This window comes from Streptomyces cahuitamycinicus, assembly GCF_002891435.1.
Taxonomy (GTDB): Bacteria; Actinomycetota; Actinomycetes; order Streptomycetales; family Streptomycetaceae; genus Streptomyces; species Streptomyces cahuitamycinicus.
Genome location: NZ_POUC01000096.1, coordinates 1 through 22,675, shown reverse-complemented (window position 1 = coordinate 22,675; position 22,675 = coordinate 1). Strand labels below are relative to the sequence as shown.

General features: G+C 71.9%; 20 protein-coding genes, 1 tRNA gene and 1 pseudogene. 18 read left to right on the top strand and 4 right to left on the bottom strand.

The genetic code is table 11. From position 1 onward, the window contains the following. Positions 1–119 precede the first annotated feature (119 nt). Positions 120–2,504, bottom strand: coding sequence for an SCO7613 C-terminal domain-containing membrane protein (locus C1J00_RS15765; RefSeq protein WP_245936357.1), 2,385 nt, complete (start codon positions 2,502–2,504; stop codon positions 120–122). 97 nt (positions 2,505–2,601) lie between these two features. Between C1J00_RS15765 and C1J00_RS15760 the strand changes: the two genes are divergently transcribed. Both C1J00_RS15760 and C1J00_RS15755 read left to right on the top strand, forming a co-directional pair. Then, positions 2,602–3,048 (top strand): SRPBCC family protein, encoded by a 447-nt coding sequence (locus C1J00_RS15760; protein ID WP_102909704.1) that lies wholly within the window; start codon positions 2,602–2,604, stop codon positions 3,046–3,048. A gap of 39 nt (positions 3,049–3,087) precedes the next feature. Continuing rightward, a tRNA-Val gene (locus C1J00_RS15755) sits at positions 3,088–3,159 on the top strand. A 59-nt stretch (positions 3,160–3,218) separates the two neighbouring features. On the opposite strand, the gene C1J00_RS15750 is transcribed toward C1J00_RS15755, so the two are convergent. After that, positions 3,219–3,947, bottom strand: coding sequence for a 3'-5' exonuclease (locus C1J00_RS15750; protein WP_102909703.1), 729 nt, complete (start codon positions 3,945–3,947; stop codon positions 3,219–3,221). A gap of 170 nt (positions 3,948–4,117) precedes the next feature. Here C1J00_RS15750 and C1J00_RS15745 point away from each other — a divergent pair, with 170 nt between their 5' ends. From C1J00_RS15745 to C1J00_RS15730, 4 genes are all read left to right on the top strand, one after another. Then, positions 4,118–4,684, top strand: a complete 567-nt coding sequence (locus tag C1J00_RS15745; protein ID WP_102909702.1) for a DUF4365 domain-containing protein — start codon at positions 4,118–4,120, stop codon at positions 4,682–4,684. Next, on the top strand, positions 4,681–5,910 hold the full coding sequence (locus C1J00_RS15740; RefSeq protein ID WP_102909701.1) for a hypothetical protein: 1,230 nt from the start codon (positions 4,681–4,683) through the stop codon (positions 5,908–5,910). The genes C1J00_RS15745 and C1J00_RS15740 overlap by 4 nt, the downstream gene beginning before the upstream one ends. A 92-nt stretch (positions 5,911–6,002) precedes the next feature. Continuing rightward, positions 6,003–7,979, top strand: coding sequence for a threonine--tRNA ligase (gene thrS, locus C1J00_RS15735; protein WP_102909700.1), 1,977 nt, complete (start codon positions 6,003–6,005; stop codon positions 7,977–7,979). A gap of 65 nt (positions 7,980–8,044) precedes the next feature. Further along, a complete protein-coding gene (locus C1J00_RS15730) occupies positions 8,045–8,602 on the top strand; it encodes an HIT family protein (RefSeq protein WP_102909699.1) in 558 nt (185 codons plus the stop codon). 166 nt (positions 8,603–8,768) lie between these two features. Here the strand turns inward: C1J00_RS15730 and C1J00_RS15725 are convergent, their stop codons facing one another. Continuing rightward, a complete protein-coding gene (locus tag C1J00_RS15725; protein WP_102909698.1) occupies positions 8,769–10,436 on the bottom strand; it encodes an AbeC-like domain-containing protein in 1,668 nt (555 codons plus the stop codon). Positions 10,437–10,606: 170 nt separating this feature from the next. Beyond that, positions 10,607–12,805, bottom strand: coding sequence for an elongation factor G-like protein EF-G2 (locus C1J00_RS15720; protein WP_102909697.1), 2,199 nt, complete (start codon positions 12,803–12,805; stop codon positions 10,607–10,609). A 223-nt stretch (positions 12,806–13,028) separates the two neighbouring features. On the opposite strand from C1J00_RS15720, the gene pgsA reads away from it, so the two are divergent. The 12 genes and pseudogenes from pgsA to C1J00_RS15660 form a co-directional block, all read left to right on the top strand. Beyond that, a complete protein-coding gene (gene pgsA, locus C1J00_RS15715) occupies positions 13,029–13,802 on the top strand; it encodes a phosphatidylinositol phosphate synthase (protein WP_245936358.1) in 774 nt (257 codons plus the stop codon). Then, on the top strand, positions 13,799–14,707 hold the full coding sequence (locus C1J00_RS15710) for a phosphatidylinositol mannoside acyltransferase (protein ID WP_102909696.1): 909 nt from the start codon (positions 13,799–13,801) through the stop codon (positions 14,705–14,707). Before pgsA ends, C1J00_RS15710 begins: the two co-directional genes overlap by 4 nt. Further along, entirely contained in the window at positions 14,704–15,867 is a 1,164-nt protein-coding gene (locus C1J00_RS15705; protein WP_102909695.1) for a glycosyltransferase family 4 protein, read from the top strand. Before C1J00_RS15710 ends, C1J00_RS15705 begins: the two co-directional genes overlap by 4 nt. Before the next feature lie 74 nt (positions 15,868–15,941). Then, positions 15,942–16,484 carry a LemA family protein gene (locus C1J00_RS15700; RefSeq protein WP_102909694.1) on the top strand — a complete coding sequence of 181 codons (543 nt, stop codon included), beginning with the start codon at positions 15,942–15,944 and terminating at the stop codon, positions 16,482–16,484. A gap of 136 nt (positions 16,485–16,620) precedes the next feature. After that, positions 16,621–17,526, top strand: a complete 906-nt coding sequence (gene pdxS, locus C1J00_RS15695) for a pyridoxal 5'-phosphate synthase lyase subunit PdxS (protein ID WP_031139038.1) — start codon at positions 16,621–16,623, stop codon at positions 17,524–17,526. A 13-nt stretch (positions 17,527–17,539) separates the two neighbouring features. Continuing rightward, on the top strand, positions 17,540–18,148 hold the full coding sequence (gene pdxT, locus C1J00_RS15690; RefSeq protein WP_102909693.1) for a pyridoxal 5'-phosphate synthase glutaminase subunit PdxT: 609 nt from the start codon (positions 17,540–17,542) through the stop codon (positions 18,146–18,148). A gap of 48 nt (positions 18,149–18,196) precedes the next feature. Continuing rightward, positions 18,197–18,949: a YebC/PmpR family DNA-binding transcriptional regulator gene (locus tag C1J00_RS15685; RefSeq protein WP_102909692.1), complete on the top strand. Its 753-nt coding sequence runs from the start codon at positions 18,197–18,199 to the stop codon at positions 18,947–18,949. A gap of 198 nt (positions 18,950–19,147) precedes the next feature. Beyond that, a complete protein-coding gene (gene ruvC, locus C1J00_RS15680; protein ID WP_097215554.1) occupies positions 19,148–19,687 on the top strand; it encodes a crossover junction endodeoxyribonuclease RuvC in 540 nt (179 codons plus the stop codon). Then, positions 19,684–20,289, top strand: a complete 606-nt coding sequence (gene ruvA, locus C1J00_RS15675; RefSeq protein ID WP_102909691.1) for a Holliday junction branch migration protein RuvA — start codon at positions 19,684–19,686, stop codon at positions 20,287–20,289. Before ruvC ends, ruvA begins: the two co-directional genes overlap by 4 nt. A gap of 45 nt (positions 20,290–20,334) precedes the next feature. Then, positions 20,335–21,405, top strand: a complete 1,071-nt coding sequence (gene ruvB / locus C1J00_RS15670) for a Holliday junction branch migration DNA helicase RuvB (RefSeq protein WP_102909690.1) — start codon at positions 20,335–20,337, stop codon at positions 21,403–21,405. A gap of 184 nt (positions 21,406–21,589) precedes the next feature. After that, complete coding sequence (gene yajC / locus C1J00_RS15665) at positions 21,590–22,081, top strand: preprotein translocase subunit YajC (RefSeq protein WP_102909689.1); 492 nt, start codon at positions 21,590–21,592, stop codon at positions 22,079–22,081. Positions 22,082–22,213: 132 nt separating this feature from the next. Beyond that, positions 22,214–22,675, top strand: a pseudogene (locus tag C1J00_RS15660) (protein translocase subunit SecD); the annotation flags it as partial.

Here is a 22,675-nt window from a genome sequence, read left to right as displayed (position 1 = left end):
CCCCAGGTCCGTCATGATGCCCCCCGTCCCCTGCCCGAGCGTGCCGCCGACGCGGCGTCCGATCGGAGAACGTATGACATCACGGGACTTGTCCGCAGTCGAGACGGCCTCGGAAGCTGTCAGTCCATCCTCCCCAGGACCGCCCGCACCCGCCGGACGTCCCGGATCCGCTGCTCGTACGTCGCCCCGAGGGCGAGCAGCAGGAGCCCGGCGAGGGCGGGAGGTGCCCAGCGGGGGAGCGCCCCCGTCACCTGCACGACGTACGGGGTGAGTTCGTGCAGGGTGACCAGGGCGAGGGCCGAGCCGCCGAGCAGTAGCGGCGCCTGGAGGTGGTGCCGGGCACCCAGCAGCGTGACCAGCAGCGCCGCACCGCCCAGCAGCAGTGGCCGCGTCCAGTGGGGGTCCGCCCAGGCCGCGATCAGGCTCGGCAGGAGCGTGACGGCGAGTCCCGGGCCGTAAGCCGTCCAGGAGGAGGCCTGCGGGTCGCGGCGTCGGCGCAGGGCGCCGACGAGCAGCGCCGGGACGGTCACCGGGAGCGTGTACGCCTCGGGCGTGCCGACGTCCCAGGCCGCCAGACGTACCCACGCGGCCAGCACGAACAGGGCCGTGGCCGCGTAGCCGACGGGACGGCGCCCGTCGCGCAGGGCAGTCCCCGCGGCGATCACCCCGCACAGGGCCAGCACCAGGGCCAGCATCGGCGGGTCGGTGACGGCGAGAGCCACGGCGAACAGACCGACGGCGGCACCCACGGCCTCGACGGGCACCGTCGTCCGGGACGGGCCGAGGCGCGCCGCCAGCAGGGCGGCGGCACCTGCGACCGCCAGTACCGGCAGGGCGGTTCGGGCCGGCGGCCAGTCCGCCGCGGCACCCGACGCCGCGGCCAGCGCGGCGGCGTGCACGAGAGCGGCCGGAGCCGTGAAGGGGGCGACGCCCGCCCGCCACGAGGCCGCTGCGAACAGCGCTGTCAGTGCGGCCAGCACGACCAGGGTCGCGGACTGGGAGGCGAGCGAGACCAGGGTGAGGCCGACGGCCGTGACCAGGGCGAGGACGAGGGCCGTGACCTGCGCGGCCCCCTCCGTGGTCCGGCACGCGTACAGGGCGACCGCCGTGATGACGCCCGGGACCAGCATCCCCGCCGGGTACGGAGCCTCGAAGACCGCGGGGAGCATCAGAGCCGTGGCCCAGAGCAGCCCCACGGAACCCAGCCGGGCACGCCCACGCCACTGCTGCGGGCGGACCGCCAGAGCGAGAACGGCAGCCACGGCCGGCAGCACCAGGGGGGCCACTGCCGCGTCCGGCGGCCAGGGCACATCGGCGGCCACCGCCGCACGGGCGTCCGCCGGAGCGCCACTCCACACCCGGCCCAGCCGGCCGGCCGGACCCAGCAGCACCACGGCGACGACGGGCAGCGTCCACAGCACCGCCAGCGCCTGGACGACACCGGAGGCCCAGACGAAGCCCCTGCGCATGACGTCCGGCAGCCGTTCGGCCCACACTGTCCCCAACAGGGCGACACCGGCGGCGAGATGAGCCGGAACCGCCCACTCCGAGGTCACCCCGGAACGGGCCGTCCCGCCGAGCGCGGCCACCACGAGCAGCCCGGACGTGATCGCGAGGCCGAGGGCGTGCTTGCTGCCCGGTGCCTGCCGGGCGGTACCCAGGGCGATCGCCGCCGCGAGCAGGAGCAGTGCACCGGCACGGGCAGCGTCACCCGGACCGCCGGCCGTCAAGGACAGCCACCCGGCACCGAGAACACCCCAGCCGCCCATGCCGTACGCACCGACGACCGCGGTGATCCGCGCGGCGCCGGCCGTCAGCCGCAGCACCGCCACCGCGTCGAGCCCGGCCGTCACCAGCATCGCGGCCGTGATCGCGTACGCGCTGGCGCCGGCGGACAGGGCCCACAGCAGCAGCGGGAACTGGGCCGCGGCCAGCGCGCAGGGCAGGGGCAGGCGCAGCGCGGCCGTGACCGGCAGCAGGCCGTACGCAGACCAGGTCACCGTCAGCACCGCGGACGCGGCGGCCGCGTACGCGGTGCCGTCCGTCCCGGAGAGGGCCGCCGCGTGCAGTGCGTAGGCGTCCAGGACGGTCAGGGCGAGCCCGAGGCCCGCCACGGACTCGGCCGTCGACCGCAGCCCCCGCTTCAGCAGTGCCACGGGCGCGGCGAGCGTGGCCAGCGTGAGCGCGCCGAGCACCAGGGCACGCCCGGCGATCCCCAGGTGCCCCCAGCTGACCAGTGTGAACACCGCCGCCGCCAGCGTCAGCAGGACGCCGCCGAGGACCAGCAGCAGGTTCTGAACGCTGGGCGCGGCCGTCTCCGGGCGGGGCGCAGCGGCGGGCGGCGGCTGGGCCGAGGCCTGGGCCCGCGACGGCTGCCCCGTCTGGTGCAGGGCCGCAACCAGCCAGGCACGACGGGTCAGCAACTGGGCTCGGCGTGCGTCCAGTTGCCAGAGTTCGGCATCGAGGAGCCGCAATTCCTCGGCCGGGGGCGGAAGGTGGGTCATGGCTCGCAGTGTGGTCCGCGTCACCTCGCGCGGCATGAGTGCGGATACTCAGGCGCGTACTCAGACGGTCCGCCTCGCGACTGGGCAGACTTCCGCCATGGACTGGAACCATTACCGCTTCCGCAGCCTGTGGACCCTGCCCGCACCTCCCGCCACCGTGTACGACGTGCTGGAGCGCCCCGAGGACTACCCGCGCTGGTGGCCCCAGGTGCGGGAGGTGACCCGGCTCGACGACACCACCGGGGTGATCCGCATCCGCTCCGTCGTGCCGTACGGCATGACCTTCACGGCGCGGGAGGTGCGGCGCGATCCCGCGGCCGGCGTGCTGGAGACCACGCTGTCCGGGGACATGGAGGGCTGGGCACGCTGGACGGTCACACCGCACGGCACGGGCAGTCTCGCGCGGTACGACCAGGCCGTCAGCGTGCACAAGCCGCTGCTGCGGCGGCTCGCCGTACCGGGACGGCCCGTCTTCCGCGCCAACCACGCGCTGATGATGCGGTCGGGGCGTCGCGGACTCCTCCGGCACCTGCGAGCGGTTTGAAGGAAGCGTGCCCGGAGCTGTATTGTTCAGTGCGTTCCCGGGCGATTAGCTCAGTGGGAGAGCGCTTCGTTCACACCGAAGAGGTCACTGGTTCGAACCCAGTATCGCCCACCGGAAACAGCCGGTCCGTCGCAGACGGACCGGTTTTTTCATGCTCGGGACGGCGCGGCTCAGGCCGCCGCCGGCAGGTCCGGGCGCAGCGGCCACGCCGGGTCGACCGCCTCCTCCACACCGCTGCGCGCGAACCACGCCTGCAGGCCCCGCGCCTGCGCCGCGTGCCACACCGCCTGCAGGGTGTGCAGCTCGCCCGGGGCGAGACGCTCCAGCCGGGACGCGAACCGGCGGCCCACCGCCCGGGTGACCTCCAGCGCCGCCACGGCGTCGGCCGCCGCGTCGTGCGCGCCTTCCAGGGCGACGCCGTAGTGCGCACACAGGTCGGTCAGGGTGCGGCGGCCCTTGCGGTAGCGGTCCAGGTGCTTGTCCAGAACCCGCGGGTCGAGCACGGACAGCGGCGCCGACTCGAACCAGCGGCCGAGCGCCGAGGCACGGTGGCGGCGCAACTCCCGGTCCAGCATGGTCAGATCGAACGGCGCGTTCATCACCACGACCGGGCGCCCGGCGTGCGCCTGCTCGGCCAGCGCCTGCGCTATCTCGTACATCACCGGCGCCGGCCAGCGGCCGTTGAGCCGCAGGTGCTCCTCCGTCAGCCCGTGCACCGCCGTCGCCTCGGCCGGCACCGGCACGCCCGGGTTCACCACCCAGCGGCTCACCCGCGGCCGGGTGCCCGGCGCGTCCTGGACGACGACGGCGGCCGACACGATCCGGTCGGTCTCCACGTCCACGCCCGTCGTCTCCGTGTCGAAGGCGGCCAGCGGCCCCTCGTACCAGCACGTCGTCATAGCCACCACAACCCCTCGTTCACCATCGGCAGTTGACGCACCGTCCGCTGCCCGATCCGGTGATACCCGGCCTGTTTGCGCTGTACGCCGGAAGGAGACAACAGGAGTACGGGTTGTTGCAGTTCAGCGGCCCGCCACGGGGAATCACTTGTTCTGGAAGGCTGTTGGCCATGGCCATAGCGCAGCCCGAACGGGGCGGGCTGCTGCCCGAGCGCACGGCTCCCTCCCGCGGCACTCTCGCCACCACCGCCTGCATGGAGACACTGCAGGTCGGCTATCTGCACGCCGTCGCGGCGGCCGCCGGCTGCTCGCTCTCCCAGCCTTTTCCCGACAACGGCATCGACTGGCACGTCAGCCACAGCGCCCCCGGGCACACGGTCGACGACGAGGTCACCATCAAGGTGCAGCTCAAGGCCACGTACCAGGTGCCGCCCAACCCGCCGGGCCGCACTTTCGCCTTCACGCTCGACAACGACCACCTGGCGAAACTGGCCCGCACACCCGTGTCGGTGCACAAGATCCTCGTGGTGATGCTGGTGCCGCGCGCCCAGGACGACTGGCTGCGCGCCGGCCACGAGCGGCTCGACCTGAGGCACTGCTGCTACTGGACCAACCTCGCAGGACAGCCGATCACCGGCCGCCGCCGCACCACCGTGCGGATACCGACCTCACGCATCTTCGACGACCGGGCCCTGTGCGAGATCATGACGCGGGTCGGGACGGGAGGGAAACCGTGACGCACCGCCCGACCGAGGAGCCTCTGAGGCCCGTGCGGCCCCACCCCGTCGACACCCTCCGGAGCGGCGGCCCTCCGCCCGAGCCCGTCGACGTCGACCCGGCCGTGCTGAGCGCCCTGCTGCGCCGGCACGGCTGGCAGCGGCGCGGCGGCGCCCCCGGACGCTACGGCCGCTGGACCCCGCCCGGACCCGGCGGATCCGGCACGAGCCTCCTGGTGCCCGAGAGCCGCGCCTTCCCCGACAGCGACGACCTGCTGGGCGAGGCCCTGCTCGCCCTGTCCCGCAGCGGCTCGCCGTCCGCCCGCGAGGTCCTCGTCTCCCTCGCCGTCCCCAGCGACGAGATCCGCTGGTGGCACGATGTCCCCGCCGGGCCCGCCGGCGCCGCGTCCTGGACCGTCGAGGACCGGCTGCGCGGCGCCGCCCGCCGGATGCTGCTCGCCGCGGCCCTCGCCGCCCGCGCCCGGGCCGGCTACCACGGCGCCCGCCACCGGCGCTCCGCCGCCGCGGCCCTGCGACACGTCCTGGTCGGCTCCGCCACCGACGGCCGGCTCACCGCCTTCGTGCCCGTCGCGGGCGGCCGCCCCCTGGCGGTGCGCCTCCACCAGGCCCTGTTCGCAGCCCGGGAGGCCATCGACTACCAGCGGGCCACCGGCGGCATGGACGCCTTCGACGCGGCGGTCGAGGCCGGCGTGAGCCACGAGCTCACCGAGGCCCTCGTCGCCCTCGTCCGCGGCACGGAGGGCGCCCGGATCGCCGTCGAGTGGGCCCCGGCGGCCGGTGTCCCTCAGGGCTGCGCGCCCTCAGCCGAGCCCGTCGAGTTCTCGCCCGGCGACCTGGCCGTGCTGCGTGAGGCGGGTGCCCGCTACCGGCGCGAGGAACCCGCCGTCACGGTGCGCATCACGGGAGCGGTGGTCCGGCTGCGCCGGTCCGGGCCGCGCGGCGACGGCACCGTACGGCTGCGCGTGCTGGCCGGGGCCGACGTGCGATACGTCCGGATCACCCTCGACGAGGAGGCGTACCGGATCGCCGGGCACGCCCACCTCGTCGGGCTCCCGGTCCGGGTGCAGGGGCGGCTGGAGAGCCGGGACGGGTTCCGCCGCCTCACGGGAGCCCACGGGGTCGTCCCCGTCCAGGTCGACGACGCTGAGCGGGACCGCCTGATGAAGGAGCTCCACGAGAACCTCGACTTCTTCGAGGAGGCCTGCGGAGGGGACTGCGGGGACTGATTTCGCGAAGGGCCGTCCCGGGTCGGTACGATCCTTACTCGTGCGCGCGCTCCGGTATGGCGCCCGCGGCCCCCTTCAGTCAGGAGAGACCGGTGTCAGACGTCCGTGTGATCATCCAGCGCGATTCCGAGCGGGAAGAACGCGTGGTGACGACGGGCACTACGGCCGCCGAGCTCTTCGCCGGCGAGCGCTCGATCATCGCCGCGCGCGTGGCCGGTGAGCTCCGGGACCTGTCGTACGCCCTGGCCGAGGGCGACGAGGTCGAGGGCGTCGAGATCTCCTCCGAGGACGGCCTGAACATCCTGCGCCACTCCACCGCGCACGTCATGGCGCAGGCTGTGCAGGAGCTCCACCCCGAGGCCAAGCTCGGCATCGGCCCGCCCGTCAAGGACGGCTTCTACTACGACTTCGACGTCGAGAAGCCGTTCACGCCCGAGGATCTCAAGGCCATCGAGAAGAAGATGCAGGAGATCCAGAAGCGGGGTCAGCGCTTCTCCCGCCGCGTGGTGACCGACGAGGCCGCCCGTGAGGAGCTGGCCGACGAGCCGTACAAGCTGGAGCTGATCGGCCTCAAGGGCTCCGCCTCGCACGACGACGGCGCGGACGTCGAGGTCGGCGCCGGCGAGCTGACGATCTACGACAACCTGGACGCCAAGACCGGCGACCTGTGCTGGAAGGACCTCTGCCGGGGCCCCCACCTGCCGTCGACCCGTGCCATCCCGGCGTTCAAGCTGATGCGCAACGCGGCCGCCTACTGGCGCGGCAGCGAGAAGAACCCCATGCTCCAGCGCATCTACGGCACCGCCTGGCCCACCAAGGACGAGCTGAAGGCACACCTGGAGTTCCTCGCCGAGGCCGAGAAGCGCGACCACCGCAAGCTCGGCAGCGAACTCGACCTGTTCTCCGTCCCGGAACAGATCGGCTCCGGCCTCGCCGTCTTCCACCCCAAGGGCGGCATCATCCGCCGGGTCATGGAGGACTACTCGCGGCGCCGCCACGAGGAAGAGGGCTACGAGTTCGTCTACACCCCGCACGCCACCAAGGGGAAGCTCTTCGAGACCTCGGGCCACCTGGACTGGTACGCCGACGGCATGTACCCGCCCATGCAGCTCGACGAGGGCGTGGACTACTACCTCAAGCCCATGAACTGCCCGATGCACAACCTGATCTTCGACGCGCGCGGGCGTTCCTACCGTGAACTGCCGCTGCGCCTCTTCGAGTTCGGGACCGTCTACCGGTACGAGAAGTCGGGCGTCGTGCACGGCCTGACCCGGGCCCGCGGCTTCACCCAGGACGACGCCCACATCTACTGCACGCGCGAGCAGATGTCGGAGGAGCTCGACAAGACGCTCACCTTCGTCCTCGGCCTGCTGCGCGACTACGGCCTGACGGACTTCTACCTGGAGCTCTCCACCAAGGACCCGGAGAAGTTCGTCGGCTCTGACGAGGCCTGGGAAGAGGCCACGGAGACGCTGCGCCAGGTCGCCGAGAAGCAGGGCCTGCCCCTGGTCCCCGACCCGGGCGGCGCCGCCTTCTACGGCCCGAAGATCTCCGTCCAGACCAAGGACGCCATCGGCCGCACCTGGCAGATGTCGACCATCCAGCTCGACTTCAACCTCCCGGAGCGCTTCGACCTGGAGTACACGGGTCCCGACGGCGCCAAGCAGCGCCCCGTCATGATCCACCGCGCGCTGTTCGGCTCGATCGAGCGGTTCTTCGCGGTGCTCCTGGAGCACTACGCGGGTGCCTTTCCGGCGTGGCTCGCCCCCGTCCAGGCGGTCGGCATCCCGATCGGCGACGCGCACGTGGAGTACCTGGAGAAGTTCGCCGCGGCGGCCAAGAAGAAGGGCCTGCGCGTCGAGGTCGATTCCTCCTCCGACCGCATGCAGAAGAAGATCCGCAACGCCCAGAAGCAGAAGGTGCCCTTCATGGTCATCGCGGGCGACGAGGACATGTCCCACGAGTCGGTGTCCTTCCGCTACCGCGACGGCTCGCAGGAGAACGGCATCCCGTTCGACGAGGCCATCGCGAAGATCCAGAAGGTCGTGGAGGAGCGCGCTCAGGTCTGATCCCGCGCCGCACGGGCCCCTGGGAGCTCCCGGGGGCCTTTGTCGTCCCCTCAGCTCGACGCCATATGCTGCACTGCATGACGAGTGAGCCGGAGCAGCAGCTGGGAGTGGGGACGCAGGACGCGTTCCAGCGTCTGTGGACGCCCCATCGGATGGCCTACATCCAGGGTGAGAACAAGCCCACCGGCCCGGGCGCCGGCGACGGCTGCCCCTTCTGCTCGATCCCGGCCAAGTCCGACGAGGACGGGCTCGTCGTCCGGCGCGGCGAGCAGGTCTACGCGGTGCTCAACCTCTACCCGTACAACGGCGGGCACCTGATGACCGTGCCCTACCGGCACGTCGCCGACTACACCGACCTCACGGCGGGGGAGACCGCCGAGCTGGGCGAACTCACCAAGCAGGCCATGGCGGCCCTGCGCACGGCCTCCGGCGCACACGGCTTCAACATCGGCATGAACCAGGGCACGGTCGCCGGCGCGGGTATCGCAGCGCACCTGCACCAGCACATCGTGCCGCGCTGGGGCGGCGACACGAACTTCATGCCGGTGGTGGGGCACACGCGGGTGCTGCCGCAGCTGCTGGCGGACACGAGGAAGATGCTGGCGGAGTCCTGGCCTTCGTGAGGCGCATCGGCCGGCACAGCCGGCTTGTCGCACTGCCGGGTGGGCGCGCAGCCCGGCGCTGCGGGGTGCCGCCGCGCCCACCCTCCCCCAAGCTCTCGGCTTCGCTCGAGCAGGGGGGACCCCCATCGCCCCAGCGGCACGACTGCCCGCGGCGGCGCCGACCTGCCTACGCGTCGTAGACGTCCGCCTTCTTCGGTGAAGCCTCCTGAACCGCCCCGCTGAGCGCCGACGACCTGGACCCGAACTTCTCCACGTCCACCCCGTTCTCCCGCAGCACCTTCAGCGCCGCCGCATGCACCACCCGCAGCACGGGCGTGGCCGCCCGCAGCGCGTCGTCGGCCATGAACCGGTGCCGCCACGGCTGGTCGGCCCACGCGTGCCGCAGACCGAACGGCTCCGGCAGCGTCAGGCTGCCGCCGAGCCAGTTCAGCAGCGGCGGATACCAGGTCAGCGGGGCGCGCGCGGCCAGCCGTACCACCTCGTCGGCGTCGATCAGCGGGAGCTTGACGGTGCGGGTCTCCCAGAACCGGAGAGACTTCTGCACCGACTTCTCCTTGGCCGCCGGCTTCTCGTTGAACAGCGGGTTGACCGGCCCCAGGGCGTGCCCGGTGACCTCGATGCGCAGCGTGTCGTGCAGCACGGTCACCGTGATCAGCATCGTGATCACCAGGTGGCCGTCCCACAGGGTCCACTGCACGCCCAGGTAGTGCCGGTCGCCGCTGCCGAACTGCTGCTTGTTGCAGATGTCCTGCACGGCGTGCGTCCGGACCGTGTACGCGTCGACGTCCGTGCCGCTCGGCCGGGACACCTCCGTCGCCTTCTCGCCGATCGGCGTGACGACCCAGTGCGTGATGGACGGTTTGGGGAAGCCGCCGGTGTTGATGGACGTGCGCTCCAGCATGCCGAGACCGCCCTGGATCGCCACGATGACGTCCCAGCTGCGGAACGGGTGGAAATCCTTGCCCGGATCGGCGGAGACCAGCTCCTCGGCCAGCTGCCAGCTGCCCCAGCGCGTGCCCATGCCGAGTATGCCCTTGGGGCCGGCGTAGAAGACCGAGTTCGACCGCTGCTCGGCGGCGAGCCGGGCCAGCTCCTTGCGGACCTGCTCGGCCGCGTCACCGGGGTTCCCGGGGACGGCCTCGGGGATCTTGGCGCCCACGCCACCGCCCGACAGCAGGCTCGACCAGCGGTCGCGCAGGTCGCGGGCGGTCCGTTCGCAGATCTGCTTCGCCCAGAACCAGCCGACGACCGGCATGATCACCGCCGCGCGTCCGTACAGGGCCCAGAATCCGGTGAACGGCGTGCGGATCAGGAACAGCACGGCCAGCGCGCCCACGGCGACCAGCAGGATGGTGGCGAGCGCGCCCGCGCGCTTGTCCTCGCGTTTGGCCATGGTGGTGCGCAGCGTGAACACCAGCAACCACACGAGGAAGCCGGGCAGGAAGAGCACTCCGCAGATCACCGTGATCGCCGAGAGCCAGTTGTCGCGGTCGCGGCGGATGCGGTGGGAGGCCAGGCAGTGCTCCACGACGACCTGGGGCTCGATGCCGAAGGACTGGATGACCGGCTTGCGCCCCGCACCCAGCATCCGGTCGATCACCGCGCGGGAGAAGGCCTCGCCGAACCGGGGGCGGAATATCTTCGCCCAGGAGCGCGGGGGAGTCACCTTGGACTGGTGCCACTCGTTGTCGGCGGCCAGGATCTTGGTGACCTCGTCGTCCCGGTACGCCGCCGCCGCCAGCGCGTAGGTCGCCGCCGTCTGGCCGCTCGCACCCGCCAGGGGCACCTGGGCCCCAGGGCTGAAGTCGAATCCGTCCGTCACTGCCGCCCCCATCGCTGCCGCATCCGCATCTGCGGCCTTCCCGACTTCCGCGCTCCGCACACCTGTTGATCAGGTCATCAGCGTATCCGTCCGGACCGGCAGGCGGGGGCGGGTGGCCTGTCAAGCCGCCCGCCCCCGCGGAGAGGAGCCGTCAGGGGGCACTTGATGGCGCCCGGCGCCAACTACGAGGCCTTGCGCTCCTCTTCACGCACCCGGTCCGCGACCTGCTGCGGCATCGGCTCGTGGCGCGCGTACCGGCGGCTGAACCCCGCCGTGCCGTGCGCCATCGACCGCAGGTCGATCGCGTACCGGCCGATCTCGATCTCGGGCACCTCGGCCCGGATCAGGGTGCGCCCGCCGGGTGTCTGCTCGGTGCCGAGCACCCGGCCGCGCCGCCCCGACAGGTCACTCATCACGGCGCCCACGAAGTCGTCGCCGACCAGCACCGACACCTCGGCGACCGGCTCCAGCAGATGGATCCGCGCGTCGGCCGCGGCCTCCCGCAGCGCCAGGGCGCCGGCCGTCTGGAAGGCGGCGTCGGAGGAGTCCACCGAGTGCGCCTTGCCGTCCAGGAGGGTCACCCGTACGTCGATGAGCGGATATCCGGCCACCACTCCCTTGGCAGCCTGGGCCCGTACGCCCTTCTCCACCGACGGGATGAACTGCCGGGGCACCGCGCCGCCCACCACCTTGTCGACGAACTCGATGCCGGACCCGCCGGGCAGCGGCTCGACCTCGATCTCGCAGATCGCGAACTGGCCGTGCCCGCCGGACTGCTTGACGTGCCTGCCCCGGCCGGCCGACTTGTCCGCGAACGTCTCGCGCAGGGACACCCGGTGGGGGACGACGTCGACCTGGACGCCGTACCGGCTGCGCAGCCGCTCCAGGGCGACGTCGGCGTGCGCCTCGCCCAGACACCACAGGACGATCTGGTGGGTGTCCTGGTTCTGCTCCAGCCGCATCGTCGGGTCCTCGGCCACCAGCCGGGCCAGGCCCTGGGACAGCTTGTCCTCGTCCGGTTTGCTGTGCGCCTGGATGGCCAGCGGCAGCAGCGGGTCGGGCATCCGCCACGGCTCCATGAGCAGCGGGTCGTCCTTGGCGGACAGGGTGTCCCCGGTCTCGGCGCGGCTCAGTTTGGCCACACAGGCCAGGTCGCCCGCGATGACGTGCGACACCGGGCGCTGCTGCTTGCCGAACGGCGTGGACAGGGCACCGATCCGCTCGTCGACGTCGTGGTCCTCGTGCCCGCGGTCGGCCAGCCCGTGCCCGGAGACGTGGACCGTCTGGTCGGCGCGCAGGGTGCCGGAGAACAGGCGGATCAGCGACAGCCGGCCCACGTACGGGTCCGAGGAGGTCTTCACGACCTCCGCGACCAGCGGAGCGTCCGGGTCACAGGGTTTGAGCTGGCGCGGCTTGCCGTCGATGGTCGTGACCCGCACCGTGTCGTGCTCCAGCGGCGTCGGGAAGCCGCGCGTGATCAGTTCCAGCAGTTCCACGGTGCCGAGCCCCTGCCGGGCGCCCTCACCGGCCGGGGCGGCGGCCAGGACGGGGAAGAAGACCCCGCGCGCCACGGCCCGCTCCAGGTCCTCGATCAGCGTCTTGACGTCGACCGGCTCCCCGCCGAGGTAGCGGTCCATGAGGGTCTCGTCCTCGCTCTCCGCGATGATCCCCTCGATCAGCCGGTTGCGGGCCTCCTCGATCACCGGCAGCTGGTCCTCGCCCGGCTCGGACTCCTTGTGCTCGCCGGTCGAGTAGTCGAACAGCTTCTGCGACAGCAGCCCGATCAGGCCGGTGACGGGCGCGTGCCCGTCGGGCGCCTCGGGGCCGCGCAGCGGCAGATACAGCGGCAGGACCGCGTCGGGGTCGTCCGCGCCGAACGCCTCCGCGCAGATCCGCGTCATCTCCTCGAAGTCGGCCCGCGCCGCCTCCAGGTGCGTGACGACGATGGCCCGGGGCATGCCCACGGCCGCGCACTCCTCCCACACCATGCGGGTCGAGCCGTCCACACCGTCCGAGGCCGAGACGACGAAGAGGGCCGCGTCCGCCGCCCGCAGACCGGCCCTGAGTTCACCGACGAAGTCGGCGTATCCGGGGGTGTCCAGAAGGTTGACCTTGATGCCGTCCCACTCGACGGGTACCAGGGAGAGCTGTACCGAGCGCTGCTGCCGGTGCTCGATGTCGTCGTAGTCGGAGACGGTGCCGCCGTCCTCGACGCGGCCCGCCCGGTTCACCGCCCCCGCCGTGAGTGCGAGGGCCTCCACCAGCGTGGTCTTGCCCGATCCGGAGTGGCCGACCAGCACCACATTCCGTACGGACTGAGGGTGGTCGGCCGCTTGTGCCCTGCCGGCGGCCCCAGGGTGTGTCTGTGCCTTGTCGCCCATGATCCTGCCTCCCGTGCACGGTGAGGTCCCTGTGGGCGCGGACACGCGGGATCCGCGTGCGGTGCGGTGCGGCTCCGGCGACGCCCGCGGTCATTCGACCTTCCCACTCCCGTCACGGTGCGTCCATACGAACGACGTGACCGCGCCGCCCACCAGCGGCTCGCGGGTTCCCCCGAAAGGGGTGCGGGTGCCCGCACCTCGCCCCCGCGCGCGCGTGACTACGATGGGCCAGCCGGTGGCCAGCAGGGGCCAGACGGCCACACCGACCCTCGGGAAGGCCATGCTGAACAAGTACGCGCGTGCATTCTTCACGCGTGTCCTCACACCGTTCGCCGCGTTTCTGATCCGGCGGGGCGTCAGCCCCGACACCGTCACGCTCATCGGCACCGCCGGTGTGGTCGCGGGCGCGCTGGTCTTCTACCCCATGGGCGAGTTCTTCTGGGGCACGGTCGTGATCACGCTCTTCGTGTTCTCCGACCTCGTCGACGGCAACATGGCCCGCCAGCTCGGCCGCACCAGCCGCTGGGGCGCCTTCCTGGACTCCACGCTCGACCGGGTCGCCGACGGCGCTATCTTCGGCGGCTTCATCCTGTGGTACGCCGGTGGTGGCGACGATCTCGTCCTGTGCGCCGTCTCGATCTTCTGCCTGGCCAGCGGCCAGGTGGTGTCGTACACCAAGGCCCGGGGCGAGTCGATCGGTCTGCCGGTCGCGGTCAACGGGCTCGTCGAGCGTGCCGAGCGCCTGGTGATCTCCCTGGTCGCGGCCGGGCTCGCGGGCCTGCACGCGTTCGGGGTCCCCGGCATCCAGTACCTGCTGCCCGTCGCCCTGTGGATCGTCGCCGTGGGCAGCCTCGTCACGCTGATCCAGCGGGTGGTCACGGTCCGCCGGGAGTCCGCGGAGGCCGAAGAGGCGGAGGCTGCACAGGACGACGCCGCCCCGCAGGACAATGAGGGCAACCAGCAGAACGCCTCCCACGGGAGCGAGGCGGCCACGTGAGCGCACAGGACCGGCTGACGGACGCGCTGTACGGCCTCGGCTGGAGCACGGTCAGGAAGCTCCCCGAGCCGGTCGCCGTGCGGCTCGGCCGGACCATCGCCGACCTTGCCTGGAAACAGCGCGGCAAGGGCGTCCGGCGTCTGGAGAGCAACTACGCGCGCGTGGTGCCCGGCGCGAGCCCCGAGCGTCTCGCCGCGTTGTCCCGCGCCGGTATGCGCTCCTACCTGCGCTACTGGATGGAGTCCTTCCGCCTCCCGGCCTGGAGCGCGGAGCGGATCAAGGGCGGGGTCGAGGTCAAGGACCTGCACCACCTCACCGAGGGCCTGGCCGCCGGCAAGGGCGTCGTCCTCGCCCTGCCCCACCTGGCCAACTGGGACCTCGCCGGTGCCTGGGTCACCACGAAGCTCGGCATCCCGTTCACGACGGTCGCCGAACGCCTGAAGCCCGAGACGCTCTACGACCGGTTCGTCGCCTACCGCGAGGGCCTCGGCATGGAGGTCCTGCCGCACAGCGGCGGCACCGCCTTCGGCACCCTGGCCCGGCGGCTGCGCGACGGCGGCCTGGTCTGCCTGGTCGCCGACCGCGACCTGTCCGCCTCCGGTGTCGAGGTCGACTTCTTCGGCGACACGGCGCGCATGCCGGCGGGACCGGCCCTGCTCGCCCAGCAGACGGGCGCCCTGCTGCTGCCCGTCACGCTCTGGTACGACGGCTCGCCCGTCATGCGGGGCCGCGTCCATCCGCCCGTCGAGGTCCCCGAGTCAGGCACGCGCGACGAGAAGACGTCCGTCATGACACAGGCGCTGGCCGGCGCCTTCGCCACAGGGATCGCCGACCATCCGGAGGACTGGCACATGCTGCAGCGCCTGTGGCTCGCGGACCTCGACCCCGAGAAGGGACGCCCGTGAGGATCGGCATCGTCTGCCCGTACTCCTGGGACGTACCGGGCGGCGTCCAGTTCCACATCCGTGACCTCGCCGAGTACTTCCTCCGCCTCGGCCACCAGGTGTCCGTCCTGGCCCCGGCCGACGACGACACCCCGCTGCCGCCGTACGTCGTCTCGGCCGGGCGCGCGGTGCCGGTGCCGTACAACGGGTCGGTGGCGCGGCTGAACTTCGGCTTCCTGAGCGCCGCCCGGGTACGCCGCTGGCTGCACGACGGCGCGTTCGACGTGATCCACATCCACGAGCCGACCTCGCCCTCGCTGGGCCTGCTGACCTGCTGGGCCGCCCAGGGGCCGATCGTGGCCACGTTCCACACCTCCAACCCGCGCTCCCGCGCGATGATCGCCGCGTACTCCATCCTCCAGGCCGCCCTGGAGAAGATCAGCGCCCGGATCGCGGTGAGCGAGTACGCCCGGCGCACGCTGGTGGAACACCTCGGCGGCGACGCGGTCGTGATCCCGAACGGCGTCGACGTCGACTTCTTCGCCGAGGCCGAGCCCAAGGCCGAGTGGCAGGGCGACACGATCGGCTTCATAGGGCGCATCGACGAGCCCCGCAAGGGACTCCCGGTGCTGATGAGGGCCCTGCCGAAGATCCTCGCCACCCGCCCGCAGACCCGGCTGCTGGTCGCCGGGCGCGGCGACGAGAAGGAGGCCGTGGAGTCCCTGCCGGCCGGGCTGCGGTCCCGCGTCGAGTTCCTCGGCATGGTCAGCGACGAGGACAAGGCCCGCTTCCTGCGCAGCGTCGACCTGTACGTCGCGCCCAACACCGGCGGTGAGAGCTTCGGCATCATCCTCGTCGAGGCCATGTCCGCCGGAGCCCCCGTCCTCGCCTCCGACCTGGACGCCTTCGCCCAGGTCCTGGACCGCGGGGCGGCCGGCGAACTGTTCCCCAACGAGGACGCCGACGCCCTGGCCGACGCGGCCCTACGGCTCCTGGCCGACCCGGAGCGGCTGGCGGAGCTGCGCGAGCGGGGGAGCGCCCACGTGCGGCGCTTCGACTGGTCGACCGTCGGCGCTGACATCCTGTCCGTCTACGAGACGGTGACGGCCGGAGCGGCGGCGGTCGCCGAGGACGAGCGCACGACCGGGCTCTGGGGGCGGCTGGGGTTCGCCCGGGACTGACACCGGGCCGGCGGCCGGCCACCGGCGGGGCGGGGTGAACGGCGAGGACGCCCGTGCCGCTAGCCTTGCCGCCCGTGACCACCACTCTCATCTGGATCGCCGTCGCCCTGGTCGCGGTCGGGCTCTACCTGAGCTGGACCGCCGGCCGGCTCGACCGTCTCCACGCCCGTATCGACGCCGCCCGGGCCGCCCTGGACGCGCAGCTGCTGCGCCGGGCCTCGGTGGCGCAGGAACTGGCGACCTCCGGGGTCCTCGACCCGGCCGCCTCGATCGTGCTGTACGAGGCCGCGCACGCCGCCCGGCAGGCCGAGGAGGAACAGCGGGAGGTCGCCGAGAGCGACCTGAGCCAGGCGCTGAGGGCGGTCTTCGGGGAGGCCCCGCAGGTGGAGGCGGTGCGCGAGGCGCCCGGGGGAGAGGAAGCGGCCCGCGAACTCACCGAGGCGGTCCGCAGGGTGCCGATGGCCCGGCGCTTCCACAACGACGCCGTACGGGCGGCCCGGGCCCTGCGCCGGCACCGCAAGGTGCGCTGGTTCCGCCTGGCCGGTCACGCGCCCTTCCCGATGGCCTTCGAAATGGACGACGAGCCTCCGGTGGCCCTGGTGGACCGGGCCGCCTGAGCCCCGTTCACACGGCGTTTTCCGGCCGACCGACACAAAAGGATCCACGGCGTTCCCATTGGCCCTTGCTGTGGCCTGGTTCTCTCGCGTTTCCTCAGTGCTGCAGAAACCCCCTTTCCCACCAGCGAGGTCACCCGTGTCCATCTCCGAAAACCAGGCTCCCGAGACCGGTACCGCCCGAGTGAAGCGCGGCATGGCCGAGCAGCTCAAGGGCGGCGTCATCATGGACGTCGTCACTCCGGAGCAGGCGAAGATCGCCGAGGACGCGGGCGCCGTCGCCGTCATGGCCCTGGAGCGGGTCCCGGCCGACATCCGCAAGGACGGCGGCGTGGCCCGCATGTCCGACCCGGACATGATCGAGGGCATCATCGAGGCCGTCTCGATCCCGGTCATGGCCAAGTCCCGCATCGGTCACTTCGTCGAGGCCCAGGTCCTGCAGTCCCTCGGCGTCGACTACATCGACGAGTCCGAGGTCCTCACCCCGGCCGACGAGGTCAACCACTCCGACAAGTGGGCCTTCACCACGCCGTTCGTCTGCGGCGCCACCAACCTGGGCGAGGCCCTGCGCCGCATCGCCGAGGGCGCCGCGATGATCCGCTCCAAGGGCGAGGCCGGCACCGGCAACGTCGTCGAGGCCGTCCGCCACCTGCGCCAGATCAAGAACGAGATCGCCCGCCTGCGCGGCTACGACAACAACGAGCTCTACGCCGCCGCCAAGGAGCTGCGCGCCCCCTACGAGCTGGTCAAGGAAGTCTCCGAGCTCGGCAAGCTCCCCGTGGTGCTGTTCTCCGCCGGCGGTGTCGCCACCCCCGCCGACGCGGCCCTGATGCGTCAGCTCGGCGCCGAGGGCGTCTTCGTCGGCTCCGGAATCTTCAAGTCCGGCGACCCCGCCAAGCGCGCCGCCGCCATCGTGAAGGCCACCACCTTCTACGACGACCCGAAGATCATCGCGGACGCCTCCCGCAACCTCGGCGAGGCCATGGTCGGCATCAACTGCGACACCCTCCCCGAGGCCGAGCGCTACGCCAACCGCGGCTGGTAAGGCACAGGAACCCATGAGCGACACCCCCGTCATAGGCGTCCTGGCCCTCCAGGGCGACGTACGGGAGCACCTCGTCGCCCTGGCCGCGGCCGATGCCGTGGCCAGGCCGGTGCGGCGCCCCGAAGAACTCGCCGAGGTCGACGGTCTCGTCCTCCCCGGCGGCGAGTCCACCACCATCTCCAAGCTGGCCGTCCTGTTCGGCCTGATGGAGCCCCTGCGCGCACGCGTGCGGGACGGCATGCCCGTCTACGGCACCTGCGCGGGCATGATCCTGCTCGCCGACAGGATCCTCGACCCGCGCTCGGGCCAGGAGACCATCGGCGGCATCGACATGATCGTGCGCCGCAACGCCTTCGGCCGGCAGAACGAGTCCTTCGAGGCGGCCGTCGGCGTCCAGGGCGTCGAGGGCGACCCGGTGGATGGCGTCTTCATCCGCGCCCCCTGGGTGGAGTCCGTCGGCGCCGCGGCCGAGGTGCTCGCCGAGCACGACGGCCACATCGTCGCGGTCCGTCAGGGCACCGCGCTGGCCACGTCGTTCCATCCGGAACTGACCGGCGACCACCGCGTCCACGCCCTGTTCGTCGACATGGTGCGCGCGAACCGGGCAGCCGAGTCCTTGTAGGATTCCTGCGTTCGTTGCTGAGATGGGTTACGCGAAGGAGACAGGCAGATGTCCGGCCACTCTAAATGGGCTACGACGAAGCACAAGAAGGCCGTGATCGATGCCAAGCGCGGCAAGCTCTTCGCGAAGCTGATCAAGAACATCGAGGTCGCGGCCCGCATGGGCGGCGTCGACATCGAGGGCAACCCGACGCTCTACGACGCCATCCAGAAGGCCAAGAAGTCGTCGGTCCCGAACAAGAACATCGACTCGGCGGTCAAGCGCGGTGGCGGTCTCGAGGCCGGTGGCGCCGACTACGAGACGATCATGTACGAGGGTTACGGCCCGAACGGTGTCGCGGTGCTCATCGAGTGCCTCACCGACAACCGCAACCGCGCCGCCTCCGAGGTCCGCGTCGCCATGACCCGCAACGGCGGCTCGATGGCCGACCCGGGCTCGGTGTCGTACCTGTTCAACCGCAAGGGCGTCGTGATCGTCCCCAAGGGCGAGCTGACCGAGGACGACGTGCTGACCGCCGTGCTCGACGCGGGCGCCGAGGAGGTCAACGACCTCGGTGAGAGCTTCGAGGTCCTCAGCGAGGCCACCGACCTGGTCGCGGTCCGCACCGCCCTCCAGGACGCCGGCATCGACTACGACTCCGCCGACGCCAACTTCGTCCCGACCATGCAGGTCGAGCTGGACGAGGAGGGCGCCAAGAAGATCTTCAAGCTGATCGACGCGCTGGAGGACAGCGACGACGTGCAGAACGTCTTCGCCAACTTCGACGTCAGCGACGAGGTCATGGAGAAGGTCGACGCGTAACGCGCCGCGAATGCCGCGATCTCGGCGGGCCGGGGGACACATGTCTCCCGGCCCGCTGTCGTTGTCGGTGGCAACGGATAGCCTGGCGTAGCCAAAGATCACCGCCCACGGACCGCGACCCTTGATCGAGGAACCACGACGGTGCTCAGCCAGGTCCGCGAGAGCGGCGGCGGTTCAGCCGCAACAAGGGGAGGGCGCGTGCGCGTACTGGGGGTGGACCCGGGGCTGACCCGGTGCGGTGTCGGCGTCGTCGAGGGCGTCGCCGGACGGCCGCTCACGATGATCGGCGTCGGCGTCGTCCGCACGCCCGCGGACGCCGACCTCGGACACCGCCTCGTCGCCGTCGAGCAGGGCATCGAGCAGTGGCTCGACGAGCACCGGCCCGAATTCGTCGCCGTGGAGCGCGTCTTCAGCCAGCACAACGTCCGCACGGTGATGGGCACCGCACAGGCCAGTGCCGTCGCCATGCTCTGCGCCGCCCGCCGCGGCATCCCCGTGGCGCTGCACACCCCGAGCGAGGTCAAGGCGGCCGTCACCGGCAGCGGACGGGCCGACAAGGCACAGGTGGGCGCCATGGTCACCCGCCTGCTCCGGCTCAGCGCACCGCCCAGACCCGCCGACGCGGCCGACGCCCTCGCCCTCGCCATCTGCCACATCTGGCGCGCTCCCGCGCAGAACCGACTCCAGCAGGCCGTCGCCCTGCACACCGCCAAAGCACCGAAAGGCCGGACGGCATGATCGCCTTCGTCAGCGGCACAGTGGCCGCACTCGCTCCGGACGCCGCGGTCGTCGAGGTCGGCGGTGTCGGCATGGCCGTCCAGTGCACGCCGAACACGCTGTCCACGCTCCGCATGGGCCGGCCGGCCAAGCTGCACACCTCCCTGGTCGTCCGCGAGGACTCCCTCACCCTGTACGGCTTCGCCGACGACGACGAGCGGCAGGTCTTCGAGCTGCTCCAGACGGCCAGCGGTGTGGGCCCCCGGCTGGCCCAGGCCATGCTCGCCGTGCACAGTCCCGACGCCCTGCGCCGGGCCGTCGCCACCGCCGACGAGAAGGCCCTCACCGCCGTCCCCGGCATCGGCAAGAAGGGCGCCCAGAAACTGCTCCTGGAGCTGAAGGACCGGCTCGGCGCGCCCGTCGGCCCCCCGGCCGTGGGGGCTCCGGTCAGCACGGGCTGGCGCGACCAGCTGCACGCGGCCCTGATCGGCCTCGGGTACGCGACCCGGGAGGCCGACGAAGCCGTGACCGCGGTGACACCGCAGGCCGAGGCCGCCAAGGGCACGCCCCAGGTGGGGCAGTTGCTGAAGGCGGCCCTGCAGACGCTGAACCGCGCCCGCTAGTCCGAGCCGTCCGCACCCCCGTACCGAGATTCCGAGGCACACTCCATGAACTGGGACGACACGACCGACGCCGACGCCGCCGAGCGCCTGGTGGACTCCGTCGCCGACCGTGAGGACCAGGCCGTCGAGGCCGCCCTGCGCCCCAAGGACCTGGGCGAGTTCATCGGCCAGGAGAAGGTCCGCGAGCAGCTCGACCTCGTGCTGCGCGCCGCACGCGCGCGTGGCGCGACGGCCGACCACGTGCTGCTCTCCGGCGCCCCCGGCCTCGGCAAGACCACCCTGTCGATGATCATCGCGGCCGAGATGGACGCCCCCATCCGCATCACCTCGGGCCCCGCCATCCAGCACGCCGGCGACCTCGCCGCGATCCTCTCCTCCCTCCAGGAGGGAGAGGTCCTCTTCCTCGACGAGATCCACCGCATGTCCCGGCCCGCCGAGGAGATGCTGTACATGGCGATGGAGGACTTCCGCGTCGACGTCATCGTCGGCAAGGGCCCGGGAGCCACGGCCATCCCCCTGGAGCTGCCCCCCTTCACCCTGGTCGGCGCCACCACCCGCGCCGGCCTGCTGCCGCCCCCGCTGCGCGACCGCTTCGGCTTCACCGCGCACATGGAGTTCTACGAACCGGCCGAACTGGAGCGGGTCATCCACCGCTCGGCCAGCCTCCTCGAAGTCGAGATCGAGCCGGAGGGCGCCGCCGAGATCGCCGGACGCTCCCGCGGCACGCCCCGCATCGCCAACCGCCTGCTGCGCCGCGTCCGCGACTACGCGCAGGTCAAGGCCGACGGCCTGATCACCAGGGACATCGCCGAGGCGGCACTCGCCGTGTACGAGGTGGACGCGCGCGGCCTCGACCGACTCGACCGGGGTGTGCTGGAAGCCCTCCTCAAGCTGTTCGGCGGCGGCCCGGTCGGCCTCTCCACACTCGCTGTCGCGGTCGGGGAGGAACGTGAGACCGTGGAGGAGGTCGCCGAGCCCTTCCTCGTACGGGAGGGGCTGCTGGCCCGCACCCCGCGCGGCCGGGTCGCCACCCCCGCCGCATGGGCGCATCTCGGCCTCACCCCGCCGGGGTCCCAGACCACCGGAAACGGACAACAGGACCTGTTCGGGGCGTGACGGCGCCGTCACGGCTCCGGGCGGCGAGGTCATTGGCCGGAGCAGGAACCCCGGTGCCATGCTGAGCGTTGTTCCCTGCGCGCGGACTCGCTTAGACTCCGCCGATGCCGCCTTTGTCGGCGGCGTACACACCCCCAACCATCTGGCCGCTCACAGCGCGGTCGTGTGAAGGAAGTACCGACCCGTGAGTCTCCTGACCCTCCTCCCGTTCATCGTGCTCATCGGGGCCATGTTCCTGATGACCCGGTCGGCAAAGAAGAAGCAGCAGGCCGCCGCCGACATGCGGAACCAGATGCAGCCCGGCAGCGGTATCCGCACCATCGGGGGCATGTACGCCACGGTCAAGGAGGTCAACGAGGACACCGTCCTCGTCGACGCCGGGCCCGGCGTCGATCTCCTCTTCGCCAAGAACGCCATCGGCGCCGTCCTCACCGACGACGAGTACAACCGCATCGTCCACGGCGTCGAGCACGACCTGAAGTCCGACGCCGACATCGTCCCCGACGACGCCTCCTCCCTCACCGAGACCGGTGACTCCGCGGCCGACGCCCCCGCTGACGACAAGGCCGTCGACCTCGGCAAGAAGGACGCGGCCGATGAACCGGCCGACGAGGCGGCTAAGGCCGAGCCGGACGCAGAGCCGAAGAAGACCGACGGCGACTCCGAAGCGAAGTAGTCGTGTCCCGGGGTGCGTGGGTCCTGCCCGCGCGCCCCGGGACACGCCCAGCTCGCACGGAGTCCCGACACCATGTCATGGCCGCCCGTCCGCCGATCCGGAGCGAGGTGGCCCGAGAGGGAGTACGAGAAGGTGGCCACACCTAAAAAGGGCAGGAACGCGAGCGCCCAGAGCAAGCCGGGGCGCTCGCTGGCCCTGATCCTGATCGCCATCGCGGCGCTCACCGGTGGGATGTTCGCCTCGGGGCACACGAAGCCGCGTCTCGGCATCGACCTCGCCGGCGGTACGAGCATCACGCTCCGCGCGGTCCCCGAGGCCGGCAACGAGGCGGCGATCAACAAGACCAACATGGACACCGCAGTCTCCATCATGGAGCGCCGTGTCAATGGTCTGGGCGTCTCCGAGTCCGAGGTCCAGACGCAGGGCCGGGAAAACATCATCGTCAACATTCCCAAGGGCACCAACTCGGAGCAGGCCCGCAAGCAGGTCGGCACCACCGCCAAGCTCTACTTCCGTCCGGTCCTCGCCACCGAGATCGCCGGCGGCAAGGGCGCGGCCAGCCCCTCCCCGAGCCCCACCGGCAGCCCCACGGAC